The following is a 13,806-nucleotide window of genomic DNA, read 5'->3' on the forward strand; positions in this document are numbered from 1 at the left end:
ATGTTGAGTTAAGCTTGTTTAGGTTATTGAACAAAGAGATGGATTAATGTTTGAAGAATTTGCCCAGTGGTTAGAGCAGGAGCAAGCTCAACTAGCCACGTCTAATTGGTTATTCGATGTATTTGTCGTGTTAAGCATCACTCTGGTGGCCTTTTTGGTTTGGCGTATTTTAGCCTCACGCATGAGCCGCCTAACCGAGAAAACCAAAACCGTATGGGACGACGCTATTTGGTTTTCACTTTGGAAACCGATTAACTGGATGATTGCGGTAGTGGGTTTGTCATTAGTGGCAGTTGCCTTTGCTAATGCCTTGGATTCAGACTTTAAGCCTTACATTCCAATTATTCGCCAAGTGATGGTTGTGTTCATGTTTGCTTGGGCAGCCATGCGCTTTGTGCGCAGAGCCGAAGAGCAGCTGATAGTGGTGGGTAAAGATAAAACCACCGTGCAGGCTGTGGCTAAGTTATGCCGAGCTGCTGTAATCATTTTGTTTTTGTTGGCGGTGTTTCAAACTTTAGGCTTTAGTATTTCTGGCGTATTAGCTTTTGGCGGTATGGGCGGATTAATTGTTGGTATGGCCGCCAAAGACCTGTTGGCTAACTTTTTTGGTGCTCTGTTGGTCTACTTTGATAAACCTTTTAAAGTGGGTGATTGGATCCGCTCACCCGATCGCAGCATTGAAGGCACGGTTGAAAACATAGGCTGGCGAGTGACTAAAATTCGCACCTTCGACAAACGCCCTTTGTACGTGCCTAACTCTATTTTTTCTAGTATTGCCGTGGAAAACCCCAGTCGAATGAGTCATCGGCGAATCAAAGAAACCATTGGTATTCGTTATGATGATGCAAGCAAGATGAGTAAGGTTGTGGCTGAAGTGGAGCAAATGCTACGTAATCACCCCGAGATAGATACCAGCCAAACCTTGATGGTAAATTTTGATAGCTTTAATGCTTCGTCACTGGACTTCTTTATCTACACCTTTACTAAAACCACCAACTGGGTGAAATATCACGAAGTAAAGCAAGATGTGTTGAATAAGATCGTAGAGATTGTGGAAGCTAACGGTGCCGAGTTTGCCTTCCCTACTCGTACTCTTCATTTAAACCCTAGCCCAGCAGATATAGAAGCTTAATCAAAAGAGCAGAAACAGCAGCTGTGCTGTTTCTGCTAAACCTTATATTCGTCTATTAACCCCTGCATATTTATTCTTTGTTTAAGCGTAAAACCTCAAAAACTTACTGGTGATTTCAGCCTATTCTTATGGCTTTAGGCCAAATGGCTTTATTTTTATCCTGTAAAATTTAATTTAACCTTATCAAAATTTAGTAATTCAGCAGAGCAGTAGCATATTTGAGATAAATAAGGTTTAAATTTTGGATTTAGATCTATTTGTAGCTTAAAAGTTTAGTTGTGCGAAATATGTTGCTGTATGTGATCGGTGTATTGTTTTTAGTCTAGATAAATAAGTTGCTAAAACCCTATGTGATAGTGCCAGCTTCAGGAAGGCGACTTGTGAAACACTGCAAACTTAGGGTAAAACAACAGCCAATGGGGTGAAATCTGCATTATGGTTTAATGCGGCACTTCTGCAAACACACTCAATATAACAAAAAGCTAACATGGAGTTATCAATGACTAAATGGACAAAATCAGCTTCAGGGGTAGCGGTATCGCTAGCTCTATTTGGCGCTGCTACTTTTGCACAGGCAGCAGACACAATTAAAGTAGCAATTGCTGGCCCAGTAACTGGTCCGGTTGCGCAATACGGTGACATGCAATTTGCTGGTGGCGGTATTGCAGTAGAATTGCTTAACCAAGCTGGCGCATTATCTGGCAAGCAAATTGAAGCAGTAGTTTACGATGATGCTTGTGAGCCAAAGCAAGCCGTGGCCGTAGCCAACAAAATCATTAACGACGGCGTTAAATACGTAATTGGTCACCTTTGTTCAGGTGCGACTCAACCAGCGTCAGACGTATATGAAGATGAAGGTGTATTGATGATTACGCCTGCTTCAACTAACCCAGACATCACTACCCGCGATTACCAACTTATTTTCCGCACCATTGGTCTAGACAGCGACCAAGGCCCAACTGCCGCACGTTATATTATCAATGCGGTTAAACCCGAGCGTGTAGCGGTAATTCACGATAAGCAACAATACGGTGAAGGTATTGCTACTTCTGTGAAAAATGAGCTAGAAGGCGCTGGCACTAAAGTAGTGGCTTTTGAAGGTGTAACAGCTGGTGATAAAGACTTCTCAGCACTAATTGCTAAGTTGAAGAAAGAGAACGTAGATTTTGTTTACTATGGTGGTTACCACCCAGAGCTAGGTTTGATTCTTCGTCAATCTTCAGAAAAAGGCTTAAAAGCCACCTTTATGGGGCCGGAAGGTGTGGGTAACAAAGACATTTCTGCGATTGCTGGTGCAGCTTCAGAAGGTTTATTGGTTACGCTTCCTAAGAAATACGACCTAGATCCTGCCAACAAACCAGTGGTAGATGCTCTAGTTAAGAATGGCGACGATCCTACTGGTCCATTCGTATGGACAGCCTTTGCTGCCATGCAAAGTATTGTTGCTGGCGTAAATGCTGCAGGTGATGATCCAGAAGCTGTAGCCGAATTCCTACGTGGTAACACCGTTGAAACGGTTATGGGCCCACTTCAGTGGGATGCTAAAGGCGACCTTAAAGGCTTCGACTTTGGTGTATTCACTTGGCACGCTGACGGTTCTTCTTCAGCAGCTAAGTAAGCGCGTAATACCACACCGGCTAACGATAAGTTAGTCGGTGTTTCTGTTTTTAAGACACTAAATATACCAAACAAGATAAGTCAGCTGGGTAACAAGGTTATCAGCGGTTTGGGCCGCAACACTGAATACACTTACTTGCCGGTATAGGTGGCGTTGGCCACTAGATTGGGGCAGTTATGTCTGAGCAATTTTTTTATTTCTTTCAGCAGCTAGTTAATGGTTTAACCATTGGTAGCACCTACGCACTTATCGCCATTGGGTACACCATGGTGTACGGCATTATCGGCATGATTAACTTCGCTCATGGTGAAGTGTATATGATCGGTAGTTACGTCGCGTTTATCGTGTTAGCTGCATTGGCCTTAATGGGCCTAGACTCCTTACCTATTTTGTTATTTGGTGCGTTTGCAATAAGCATCATTATTACCAGCGCCTACGGCTGGACCATTGAAAAGATCGCCTATCGGCCGGTGCGCGGCGGTAATCGCCTAATTGCGCTCATTTCGGCCATTGGTATGTCGATCTTCTTGCAGAACTTGGTGCGACTGTCGCAGGGCAGCCGAGACATTGCCATGCCCAGTTTAATTACTGGTGGTTGGACATTTGGTCCAGAAGACGGCTTTAACCTAACTATTTCCTACATGCAGTTAGTTATTTTTGTAGTGACATTTGTCACCATGATTGCACTAACCACCTTTATTACTCACTCGCGCATGGGACGTGCCTGTCGCGCTTGTTCAGAAGACATCGGCATGGCCAACCTATTGGGTATCGATACCAATAAAGTTATCTCTCTCACCTTTGTGATTGGTGCTGCATTAGCGGCAGTAGCGGGTGTGCTATTGGGTATTTATTACGGTGTAATTAATCCTTACATTGGCTTTATGGCAGGCTTAAAAGCCTTTACTGCAGCGGTATTGGGCGGTATTGGTTCTATTCCTGGGGCAGTGGTAGGTGGTTTGTTGTTAGGCATTACCGAGGCAATTACCGCAGGTTACTTTAGTACTGAATACAAAGACGTAGTGTCGTTTGGTTTGTTGTGTTTTGTATTGTTATTTATGCCTACAGGTTTACTTGGTAAGCCGGAGGTTGAGAAAGTATGAGTAAGCTCAATCTCTCTGGTGCGTTAATTTCTACCATCACTTTTATGCTGTTGGCCGGCTGGCTATTGGGCATTCGTATGGAGCCAAGCAGCAGTGGCTTAAACTTGGCTTTGGCCGATGAAGGTCATCTAAAATGGTTATTCATTGGCATGGCGGCAGTATTTGTTAGCCAGTTACTTCATCCTCTTTTATTTAAGAAAAAAGTCGGAAAAGCCCCAAGCAAGGGCTTTAACTTTAAACTGCCTAGTCCGGAGCAAAACCCAAAGGCTTATCGCTTGCTGGTGTCTTTTGCCTTAGCTGGCGCAATTATTTGGCCCTTTATGGTAAGCCGTGGCTCGGTGGATTTGGCAACGCTCACGCTTATTTACGTGATGCTAGGCTTGGGCCTTAATGTGGTGGTTGGTTTAGCCGGCTTGCTGGATTTAGGTTATGTAGGCTTTTATGCGGTAGGTGCATACACTTATGCGCTGCTAAGTGCCGACGGCTTTGGTTTTTGGGTTTGTTTGCCCATTGCTGGCGCTATGGCGGCCTTGTTTGGCTTTTTGTTGGGGTTCCCAGTATTGCGCCTACGGGGTGATTACTTAGCTATTGTAACGCTAGGTTTTGGTGAAATTATTCGCCTATTGCTAAATAATTTAACTCACCTTACCGGTGGCCCAAACGGGATCAGTGGTATTCCTAAGCCTACCTTGTTTGGTTTGGAGTTTAACCGCCGGTTGAAAGGCGAGGGTTTTGATACCTTCCACAACTTTTTTGGTATTAGCTACAACTCGCAATACAAAGTGATTTTCTTGTATTTAATGGCCTTGTTATTGGTGGTGCTAACGGTAATTGTGATTAACCGTTTATTAAGAATGCCAATTGGCCGTGCATGGGAAGCACTACGTGAGGACGAAATTGCCTGTCGCTCATTAGGTTTAAATCCTACTGTGGTTAAGTTGAGTGCCTTTACTATTGGTGCTGCCTTTGCCGGTTTTGCAGGTAGCTTTTTTGCTGCGCGTCAGGGCTTTATTAGCCCCGAATCTTTCACCTTTATTGAATCGGCAATTATTTTGGCGATTGTGGTACTGGGCGGAATGGGCTCGCAAATTGGTGTTGTTTTGGCGGCAATTATTATGACGGTATTGCCAGAGATGGCGCGCGAATTTAATGAATATCGCATGTTGATGTTTGGTTTGATGATGGTATTTATGATGGTTTGGCGACCACAGGGCTTATTGCCAATGTCTCGTCCTCATATTGAGTTAAAAGAGGAGGCCAAGGCATGAGTGCTTTATTAGATGTAAATGGCCTTACCATGCGTTTTGGTGGCTTATTGGCGGTAAATAATGTTGCTCTTAAGCTAAACGAGAAAGAAGTGGTGTCGGTAATTGGCCCAAATGGGGCGGGTAAAACCACAGTATTTAACTGCTTAACTGGCTTTTATAAACCTACTGCCGGGCAAATTCTTTACCGTGGCGAAGCACTTCAAGGTTTAGCGGGTCATCAAATTGCTCGCAAAGGCGTTGTTCGTACTTTCCAACACGTTCGTTTGTTTAAAGATATGAGCGTGGTCGAGAACCTATTAGTGGCGCAGCACCGCCATTTAAATACCAACTTCTTAGCGGGTTTACTAAAAACGCCAAGTTTTAAAAAGAGTGAGGCAGATGCCTTAGCCTTTGCTGAATATTGGCTTGATAAGGTTGATCTAAAAGAGTTTGCTAATCGCAAAGCCGGCAATTTGGCGTATGGTCAGCAGCGCCGCTTAGAGATTGCCCGTTGCATGGTAACGCGTCCAGAAATTTTGATGCTCGATGAGCCTGCCGCTGGTTTAAACCCTAAGGAAACCGACGATCTAGATCGCTTGATTATGGACTTGCGTGACAATGAAAATGTATCGGTATTGCTGATTGAGCACGATATGAAGTTGGTGATGGGCATATCAGATCGTATTTATGTGGTTAACCAAGGCTGTCCTTTAGCCAACGGTACGCCAGAAGAAATTCGCAATAACCCCGAGGTGATTAAAGCCTACTTGGGCGAGTTTTAGGCTGAGGTAGAAAATAACAATGTTAGAGTTAAAAAATGTTTCAACCCACTACGGCCCAATTCAAGCTCTGCACGATGTAAGTGTAAAAGTGAACCAAGGCGAGATTGTGAGTTTAATTGGTGCCAATGGTGCCGGTAAAACCACTTTGCTAATGACTTTGTGTGGCGACCCGCGAGCCAGCAGTGGCCAAGTTTTGTTTGACGGTAAAGACATTACCAATAGTCAAACCCACGACATCATGCGTGGCGACATTGCTGTGGTACCAGAGGGCCGCCGGATTTTCTCGCGTTTAACCGTTGAAGAAAACCTGCACATGGGCGCGTTTTTTGCGACTAAGCAAGAAACCGCCGAGCGCATTGAAGAGGTGTATAGCTTGTTCCCGCGTTTGTTAGAACGGGTGAGTCAGCGCGCGGGCACGATGTCTGGTGGTGAGCAACAAATGTTAGCCATTGGCCGCGCGTTAATGAGCAACCCTCGTTTGCTGCTATTAGATGAGCCTTCGCTTGGTTTGGCGCCAATTATCATTCAGCAGATTTTTGATATTGTGGAGCAGTTGCGCCAACGTGGAATGACGGTGTTTTTAGTAGAACAGAATGCTAACCAAGCGTTACGCTTAGCCGACCGTGGTTATGTACTGGAAAATGGCAGGATTGTTCTTGAAGACACTGGTGATAACTTGCTGGTGAACGAGGATGTGCGTAAAGCCTATCTTGGCGCCTAAATCCTTATCCAGAACTAATTTAAGCAAGCTTCGGCTTGCTTTTTTTATGCTTACAGCTAGGGTCTGTTGATCTTTGCTGATGGATTTTGCAGCAATTTATTAGCCATTTAGGCAAGGCAGTGAGTGTGCAGTTAAGTGGTCTTAATAATCACTCGCTAACGCTGAATAAATGGCTAAGAAATGTTGCCTGAAGGGTTCGGATAAGCGAACTTTACTCTTTGTTAAGCACTTCTTGCTTAGCCCACTAGGCTTCTAAGTGCTCGCCGCGATTAAAGCCCGCTTATCTTGAACAAAATTTCAACACCAAAGATCAACAGACCCTAGTAATCTCCTTATGGTTTGTGGCTTTTTCTTTGCCCTTAAACCAGTTAAAGTGAAACAAAAATTACAGCGGTGAAAAAGATGATGGAACAGTTTGAACAAATTGATGTAAATGGCGCTCAGCAAAAGCTCGCTTCAGAAGGCGCGGTATTGCTAGATATGCGCGATCCGCAGTCTTTTTCTCAAGCTCATCCTGTTAATGCCTTTCATTTAAGTGATGGCAGCTTAAATCAGCTTATTTCGGAAACCGAGTTTGATACGCCACTTATCGTAATGTGTTACCACGGTATTTCTAGCCAAGGTGCTGCGCAGTATTTAATTCATCAAGGCTTTGAAGAAGTATATAGCCTGCAAGGTGGCTTTGAAGCTTGGCGCCAAGTTGCTCCTTTTGAATCAGGTGATGCTGAGTGAAGCAATTAATCGTAATGGGTAACCCTCGGGTCGCCCAAGCTTTTGTCGATTATATGGCAGTGCTTAAAATTGAGTGCCAATTGGCACCAGCTGATCAAGGTGTGGCGGTTTTCTTAATTGATGAGCAACATCTAGATAAAGCTGAATACGAGCTCAAGCAGTTTATTGAAAACCCTAACGATGAAAAATACCTAGCAGCTTCTTGGACTGTGGCCGATAGCCGTAAAGCTAAATTCTCTTATGGTGGAAAGGGGCTGGTTAAAAGTGCTTTTTTTGCGCATGCTGGCCCAGTTACTTTGGCGGTTTTGCTGATTTCCGCCGTGGTTTATTTGTTTATGAACATTGGTTTTGAGCGTTATTTGATGCTCAACCTTACCATTACGCCACAGTTGAGTATGTTAGCCTCAGATCAGTTTTGGCGAGTGATAACACCTATCTTTCTGCACTTCTCGGTGATCCATATTGTCTTTAATGGTTTGTGGTGGTGGCAGTTGGGGGGCGAAATTGAACGCCAGCTAGGTAGCTCTAAATTGTTGCTGATTACCCTTGTGGCTGCGGTGATACCTAACGTGGCACAACTGCTGGCAACTGGCCCCTACTTTGGCGGTTTGTCGGGGGTAGTGTACGCCTTACTGGGATACTGTTGGTTTACCGGCTGGTTACGCCCGCAGGCTGGTTTGCAGCTTAGCCCGGCTATTGTTGGCTTTATGTTAGTCTGGCTGGTCATTGGTTTTATGGACGTGGTGGGACCTTCTACCGCTAACTTGGCCCACTTATTTGGTTTGTTTGTTGGCTGTGCTCAGGCGCTGTTAGATAAATTTTTCGACAAGCAGCAGCCCAATTAACATCAGTTGTTAATAAGCAAAAAGCCCATCGACGATGGGCTTTTTGGGTTTAATCTATCAACGAGCTTTATTGGTATAAGTACTTAGTGAACAGCAATTTGCTCACTAGCTTTTTACCGGTTTCTTGTACTAATAAATCGTTAACCGCTTCTTGGCATAAAATGCGAATTTCTTCGCGGCCTTTTAAAGACTTAATGTCTTCTTCACGTTGATGACCCAGTATCTCGATAATTGCGTCGCGAATGAGTGGTGCGTGGTGCTCAATGCTGCTTAAAGCACTTTGGTTCTCGACCATTACTTCGGCAGTAATGCGCACGTAACCAAGCTTCTTGCCAGTGCTAATGTAGTTAGTAATGATATCGGGTTCGAAGCCAAAATATGCATAACTAGAGTTTCCTGCTTCTTGGCTGTAGGCCAGCGAGGAGAAGAATAAGCTGCAACATAACAGCAAGCTGTGAACAAATTTCATGCGACGGTGTATTTCCTTGGTAGTCCTAGCTTTATTGTTTCTGTTAGCGGGCACTAGGTCAAGCTGGTGATGGAAAATAATACAAGACTTGTTAAGGGCTGTTGGCCTTTCGAGTTGATTTTGCGCCAATTTATGGCTTATTTATACAAGGTAGCGGCTCTAATGTTTACCTAGCCTGCACAGGCCTTGCCGCGCTTAAAGCGATTTTCTCTCGAACAAAATCTAACCGTGAAAGACAGAAACCCCAAGTAAAGCAGTTTGGTAACTTAGCTTAACCCCACAAATATTACTGATAAATGTAAGGCAAATCAGCGAAGCATTCGTACAAAGTAGAGTTTACTTTAAACCGCTGTTTACTGGATAATGCCAGTCTAATTCTTTGCAATGTGATCGCGTGAAACCAAATCAACAGCAGCCTTGCGGGGCCGATGGTAAGTGGCAATTGCCACAACAAGTAAGCATGACAGCACTACAGTTGCGTGACTGGCTAGAGTACCCAGGTTCGTTGACCGCGCGCTTACGCCAACATTGCCAGCAATTCTCTATTCAAGTGTTGTTTGAGGGTTACGCCGAGATAGCCAATCATGAGCTTAAGACCTTGGCCTGCGCAGGACCCTATTGGGTGCGTGAAGTACTGCTATGCTGTGATGGCGAGCCGTGGGTATTTGCGCGTAGCGTGATACCTAAAAGCTCCTTAGAAGGCGATGCCGCCGAGGTAAGCCGTCTCGCTAATAAACCACTAGGTGAGTTACTGTTTACTGATAAAGGCCAACGACAAACTTTAGAGTTAGCTCAAATTGACCAAAGCTCGGCAATTTACCAGCATGTTAAAGATCCGCAGCCTTTGTGGGGGCGACGTTCACGTTTTTTATTAGCCTCGGCACCATTGTTGGTTTCTGAGATTTTTTTGCCATCTTGTATTGCCTATCAAGGAGAAAGTGGTGTTGCAGCTAGCTAACGCAAAACCCTATTGGCAGTTAATGCGGGCGGACAAACCCATTGGCACTTTATTGTTGCTGTGGCCGGCTTTGTGGGCACTTTGGTTAGCCGCCGAAGGATTACCCGATTTTTCTATTTTGCTGGTGTTTGTATTAGGGGTGTTTTTTATGCGCTCGGCTGGCTGTGTGATCAATGATTTTGCCGATCGTAAAGTGGATGCTCATGTGAAACGCACTGCTCAGCGTCCGTTGGCCACTGGAGTGGTCAGCGAGCGTGAAGCGCTCACCTTATTTTTTGGTTTGGTGGTGTTGTCGTTTCTGTTGGTACTAAGTCAAAACACCCTTACCATTTTGCTATCTTTTGCAGCCCTAGTATTGGCGGCAATTTATCCGTTTATGAAACGCTATACCCATTTACCGCAGTTGTTTCTTGGCTTGGCCTTTAGTTGGTGTATTCCCATGGCTTACGCGGCGCAAACCAACACTGTACCTGCCGAGGCGTGGTTGCTATTAGTGGCTAATGTGTGTTGGACAGTGGCCTACGATACTAAGTACGCAATGGTTGATCGTGATGACGACTTAAAAGTGGGTATTAAGTCTACCGCTATCTTATTTGGCCGTTTCGATAAACTCATTGTGGCGCTGTTACAGGCTGCCAGTTTGTTGTGTTTGGCGCTTTTAGGTCATGTGAAGCAATTAGGTTTTATCTTTGATCTTGGTTTGCTCGCTGCAGCGGTATTGTTTGTCTATCAGCAAAAATTGATTAGGTATCGTGAGCGAGAAGCGTGTTTCCAAGCTTTTTTAAACAACAACTATGTAGGTTTGGCGGTGTTTATAGGCATAGCCAGCCATTATGCATGGCTGGCTATTAGTGCGGCTTAAGCTTCTAAATCTAACAATTCACTGATTGATTGGTACACCCCATCGGCCAGCAATGGCGAGAGTTGCTTGAACAAACCCTCTGCCGATTGACTGTCACTTAAGCCTTGCTCGCGGATTAGTGAGAGCAAGTTGGTGGTAATGCGCTTGTCGTAATATTCCGGCGCGTCGATATTGTGTAACTGCGCTAAACGTTGTGCGCCGGCCAATGCTTGCTGTTCTAACTCTGCACGCTCTAGGTGAGGGCGCTTGGCTAGCAATGCCGCAACAATGGCGTAGCGGTGCAAACTTTCTTGAGCCACTTGAGCTAGCAGCAACAAACGCCCACGACGTTGGCTGTCAATGTTAAAGCAATCGCCTTGATCACTAATTAGTTTTAGTGCGGCAAATTCTTCTAAGTAGCGGTCAGCCAAGTTGCTCATGTCACTTACTTGATAACGCAGGAATAATTCACCTTTTAGCAAAGGATAAAGCTGCTCAAGTAAGGCGACTAATTGGCTACGGCACAGGCTGCGATGTTGCAATAACGCGGTGGCGATAAAGGCTGGAATAATTAGCAAATGGATAATGTTATTGCGATAGAAATTAAGCAGTACCTGCTGTTTTTCATCTAGAGCAATAATTTCGCCTAGGTAGTCGCTGCGAATTTCAAACTTGTCGAGGCTAATAGCCTGATCCAACAGTGTTTCTGCATCCACTTCCGGTAGCGTTACATGGTCACTATAAGGCACGTTTTCGATTAAAGATGTGTATAAACTTATCTGCTTAACCAGTTGCTTGCGCGGCAGGGCTCGGTTCTCGGCGGCCAATAAAATAGTGGCGCTTAAACACAAACCATTTACCGCAGCGGCGCTGTTAATATTCACCATCAATTGATTGGAAATATCGTTAACCGCAGGTACCAACCAGTTGGGTTTTAAACCTTCTTCTGGATGTTCTCGCCACTCCGGTGCTAGTTTGTTTAAGCTTTGGTTTACATTAATCGGCTCGCCAAAGTTTACGTAGCCGTGGCCAAAGTTGCGCAATTTACGCAGCATCCCAAATAGTGAAAATAACGACTCTTTATCTTTAGATTTGCCTTTTAACTCTTTGTAGTAAGTGCCTACTTCCATTACGTGTTCGTAACCAAAGTACACGGGAACAATGGTTACCGGGCGCTCTAAGCCTTTTAGCATGGCTTGCACGGTCATGGCTAACATGCCGGTTTTAGGTGGCAATAAACGTCCAGTGCGGCTGCGACCGCCCTCGGTAAAGTATTCTACCGAGTAACCGCGGCTGAATAGCTGTCCTAAGTACTCTCTAAATACGGTGGAGTAGAGTTTGTTACCTTTGAAGCTGCGGCGAATAAAAAACGCGCCAGAGCGGCGAAAGAACGGACCGGCAGGCCAGAAGTTTAAGTTTACCCCCGCTGCAATGTGCGGCGGCACCATGCCTTGGTGGTATAAAACATAAGACAGCAGTAGGTAGTCCATGTGGCTACGGTGACAAGGTGCGTAAACTATCTCATGGCCTTCTTGGGCCAGTTTACGCACTTTTTCTGCGTGGTTTACTTCAATGCCGGAATAGATTTTGTTCCAAACCCAACTGAGTACCGCGTCGGCCATACGTAAGTTACGGTACGAGAAGTCGGCAGCAATTTCTTCTAAGTATTTTAAGGCGGCTTGGCGAGCAGCAGCCTTGTCGATGTTCTTGGCTTTTGCTTCTTCATTAATCGCTTCACGAATGGTTGCCGAAGCCAGTAGTTGCTCAAACATGTGGCGACGGTTAGGTAATTTAGGGCCGGTTGCGATCATTTGCATGCGGCTAAAGTGAATCCGAGCTACACGTGCCAGTTTGTGGCCAATACGTTTGTCGGAGCCTTGGCGTTGCGCCATGTCTTTAAGTGATACCGGTGGACTAAAACGGACTAAGTTTTCGCGGCCTTTAAAGATAACCTGCCAGGTTTTCTTTAACACCCCTGCAGGGCGTTCTGGCTTGCCGCCCATTAAGTCGTCTACACTCTCGCGCCCCGGGTAACGGTCCCAAAACAATTTAACTGGCACTAACTGCGCGTTGTGGCTTTCGTCACTACGGTGAATGGCCAAGGCGGAGGTGAATTGCTCAATGGTTTGCTCTAGGGTTTCTCCATTGCCATCAACTAAAAAAGCTACCCGTTTATGCGCTTCGCCAGCAAACATTACCGGTTCAAAGGGATCGGGTAAGCCAAGTTCTTTACTGGCTAGCTGTAGAGTTAATACATCGGCCAATGAATGACTAGGGATCACATAAATAATCGGCTGAGTTAAATCTAAATTGAACTCAGCGATGGGATTGTCTGGGACAAATTTTCCGCGAGTAAAAAAGCCAATTATTGCTCGCAAAACGGCTAAAACTGGAGAGGGTAAATGTAACATCTCAAGAGCTTATAGTGGTGAATTGATACAGGGCATAGGGTAGCAGACTTATCTAAATTTGGCTTTGATTTGATGCAATATCTTAAATAATTAAGAATCTGGATAAATAACTGAAATAAGGCTCAAGAGTTACTCTGGGTAGGTTATTCTTGCTGCAAAAATTAGTTTATTCAGTTGTGGATGCTATTGTTAATAATATGTTACTCAAGGTTTTCATTAGGCTTACCACGCTAAGGAATATGTTATGACTCTGCCCACAAAAAGCTCAGTATTCGCCTTATTGCTATTTGTTTCATCAATGGTACAGGCGGCCTTTATTACCACCAATGAAGCGGCAATGGATGAAATATATTCGCAAGCTAGCTTTGGCCAAAATATCATCGATATTCGTATTGGTACGGCCAGCGAGTTGGTGTTTCCTGAACTGCTTGATATAACCACTAGCGCAGAAGTCACCCAGCTATTTAATCAGCACGTTGGCCCAGCCAATGTAGTTAACTTCTATTTCATCGACACGATTAGTGCCTGTGGTAGCTTTGTGCTTACGGGGATTGTTGGTTGTGGTGAGTACTTTGGTAACGATTTTGTGGTTGAGTCTTCCTATGCTGCAGGATCTTTTGGTGGAGAGCTATTAGCACACGAGCTCGGTCATAATTTAGGTTTGCCTCATATGAATGGTGCGTTTTTGATGAACCCATCTTTGAACAATCAAACCCTGATTACGCCTGATGAAGTCACGCGTATTTTTAACAGCCCCTTAGTGCAAGGCGATGAAGATTACTATTGGATAGACATTAATCCAGTGTTGATTGTGGCAGAAGCTACCAGAGTTAGTGAGCCGCTATCGGCAGGTTTGTTTGCCGGTATTCTGTTGATGCTAGCATGGAGAAATGCTGGCTTTAAAACAAACAAGGGTGTAACAGTTTAACTGTTACACCCTTGTCATT

13 protein-coding genes are annotated in these 13,806 nt (G+C 44.8%); 11 read left to right on the forward strand and 2 right to left on the reverse strand.

What is annotated here, in order from left to right:
* The first annotated feature begins 46 nt into the window (after positions 1–46).
* The 8 genes from K5620_RS01695 (at position 47) to glpG (ending at position 8,180) form a co-directional block, all read left to right on the forward strand.
* Complete coding sequence (locus K5620_RS01695; protein ID WP_016399759.1) at positions 47–1,132, forward strand: mechanosensitive ion channel family protein; 1,086 nt, start codon at positions 47–49, stop codon at positions 1,130–1,132.
* A gap of 499 nt (positions 1,133–1,631) precedes the next feature.
* Positions 1,632–2,750 (forward strand): branched-chain amino acid ABC transporter substrate-binding protein, encoded by a 1,119-nt coding sequence (locus K5620_RS01700; RefSeq protein WP_016399758.1) that lies wholly within the window; start codon positions 1,632–1,634, stop codon positions 2,748–2,750.
* A gap of 176 nt (positions 2,751–2,926) precedes the next feature.
* On the forward strand, positions 2,927–3,853 hold the full coding sequence (livH, locus tag K5620_RS01705; protein ID WP_016399757.1) for a high-affinity branched-chain amino acid ABC transporter permease LivH: 927 nt from the start codon (positions 2,927–2,929) through the stop codon (positions 3,851–3,853).
* Positions 3,850–5,121 (forward strand): high-affinity branched-chain amino acid ABC transporter permease LivM, encoded by a 1,272-nt coding sequence (locus K5620_RS01710; protein ID WP_016399756.1) that lies wholly within the window; start codon positions 3,850–3,852, stop codon positions 5,119–5,121. Before livH ends, K5620_RS01710 begins: the two co-directional genes overlap by 4 nt.
* Positions 5,118–5,882 carry a high-affinity branched-chain amino acid ABC transporter ATP-binding protein LivG gene (livG, locus tag K5620_RS01715; RefSeq protein ID WP_016399755.1) on the forward strand — a complete coding sequence of 255 codons (765 nt, stop codon included), beginning with the start codon at positions 5,118–5,120 and terminating at the stop codon, positions 5,880–5,882. The genes K5620_RS01710 and livG overlap by 4 nt, the downstream gene beginning before the upstream one ends.
* Positions 5,883–5,901: 19 nt before the next feature.
* Positions 5,902–6,603, forward strand: coding sequence for an ATP-binding cassette domain-containing protein (locus K5620_RS01720; protein WP_016399754.1), 702 nt, complete (start codon positions 5,902–5,904; stop codon positions 6,601–6,603).
* 405 nt (positions 6,604–7,008) lie between these two features.
* Positions 7,009–7,335 carry a thiosulfate sulfurtransferase GlpE gene (glpE, locus tag K5620_RS01725; RefSeq protein WP_040306647.1) on the forward strand — a complete coding sequence of 109 codons (327 nt, stop codon included), beginning with the start codon at positions 7,009–7,011 and terminating at the stop codon, positions 7,333–7,335.
* Positions 7,332–8,180: a rhomboid family intramembrane serine protease GlpG gene (gene glpG / locus K5620_RS01730; protein ID WP_040306577.1), complete on the forward strand. Its 849-nt coding sequence runs from the start codon at positions 7,332–7,334 to the stop codon at positions 8,178–8,180. The genes glpE and glpG overlap by 4 nt, the downstream gene beginning before the upstream one ends.
* Positions 8,181–8,247: 67 nt before the next feature.
* Here glpG and K5620_RS01735 read toward each other — a convergent pair whose 3' ends face one another.
* Positions 8,248–8,649 (reverse strand): flagellar basal body-associated protein FliL, encoded by a 402-nt coding sequence (locus K5620_RS01735; RefSeq protein WP_016399751.1) that lies wholly within the window; start codon positions 8,647–8,649, stop codon positions 8,248–8,250.
* 394 nt (positions 8,650–9,043) lie between these two features.
* On the opposite strand from K5620_RS01735, the gene K5620_RS01740 reads away from it, so the two are divergent.
* Positions 9,044–9,607, forward strand: a complete 564-nt coding sequence (locus tag K5620_RS01740) for a chorismate--pyruvate lyase family protein (RefSeq protein WP_016399749.1) — start codon at positions 9,044–9,046, stop codon at positions 9,605–9,607.
* Complete coding sequence (gene ubiA / locus K5620_RS01745; RefSeq protein WP_016399748.1) at positions 9,594–10,469, forward strand: 4-hydroxybenzoate octaprenyltransferase; 876 nt, start codon at positions 9,594–9,596, stop codon at positions 10,467–10,469. The genes K5620_RS01740 and ubiA overlap by 14 nt, the downstream gene beginning before the upstream one ends.
* Here ubiA and plsB read toward each other — a convergent pair.
* Positions 10,466–12,859: a glycerol-3-phosphate 1-O-acyltransferase PlsB gene (plsB, locus tag K5620_RS01750; protein WP_016399747.1), complete on the reverse strand. Its 2,394-nt coding sequence runs from the start codon at positions 12,857–12,859 to the stop codon at positions 10,466–10,468. The genes ubiA and plsB overlap by 4 nt on opposite strands.
* 244 nt (positions 12,860–13,103) lie before the next feature.
* On the opposite strand from plsB, the gene K5620_RS01755 reads away from it, so the two are divergent.
* On the forward strand, positions 13,104–13,787 hold the full coding sequence (locus K5620_RS01755) for a zinc metalloprotease (protein WP_016399746.1): 684 nt from the start codon (positions 13,104–13,106) through the stop codon (positions 13,785–13,787).
* Positions 13,788–13,806: the final 19 nt, after the last annotated feature.

Origin of the sequence: Agarivorans albus, assembly GCF_019670105.1 — a bacterium.
Classification (GTDB): Bacteria; Pseudomonadota; Gammaproteobacteria; order Enterobacterales; family Celerinatantimonadaceae; genus Agarivorans; species Agarivorans albus.

Bases quoted from the DNA above. Each gene is read 5' to 3' on its own strand.
- K5620_RS01710 (WP_016399756.1), top strand. From the start codon at position 3,850: ATGAGTAAGCTCAATCTCTCTGGTGCGTTAATTTCTACCATCACTTTT.
- livG (WP_016399755.1), top strand. From the start codon at position 5,118: ATGAGTGCTTTATTAGATGTAAATGGCCTTACCATGCGTTTTGGTGGC.
- K5620_RS01695 (WP_016399759.1), top strand. From the start codon at position 47: ATGTTTGAAGAATTTGCCCAGTGGTTAGAGCAGGAGCAAGCTCAACTA.
- glpE (WP_040306647.1), top strand. From the start codon at position 7,009: ATGGAACAGTTTGAACAAATTGATGTAAATGGCGCTCAGCAAAAGCTC.
- K5620_RS01720 (WP_016399754.1), top strand. From the start codon at position 5,902: ATGTTAGAGTTAAAAAATGTTTCAACCCACTACGGCCCAATTCAAGCT.
- K5620_RS01755 (WP_016399746.1), top strand. From the start codon at position 13,104: ATGACTCTGCCCACAAAAAGCTCAGTATTCGCCTTATTGCTATTTGTT.
- plsB (WP_016399747.1), bottom strand. From the start codon at position 12,859: ATGTTACATTTACCCTCTCCAGTTTTAGCCGTTTTGCGAGCAATAATT.
- K5620_RS01700 (WP_016399758.1), top strand. From the start codon at position 1,632: ATGACTAAATGGACAAAATCAGCTTCAGGGGTAGCGGTATCGCTAGCT.
- K5620_RS01735 (WP_016399751.1), bottom strand. From the start codon at position 8,649: ATGAAATTTGTTCACAGCTTGCTGTTATGTTGCAGCTTATTCTTCTCC.
- livH (WP_016399757.1), top strand. From the start codon at position 2,927: ATGTCTGAGCAATTTTTTTATTTCTTTCAGCAGCTAGTTAATGGTTTA.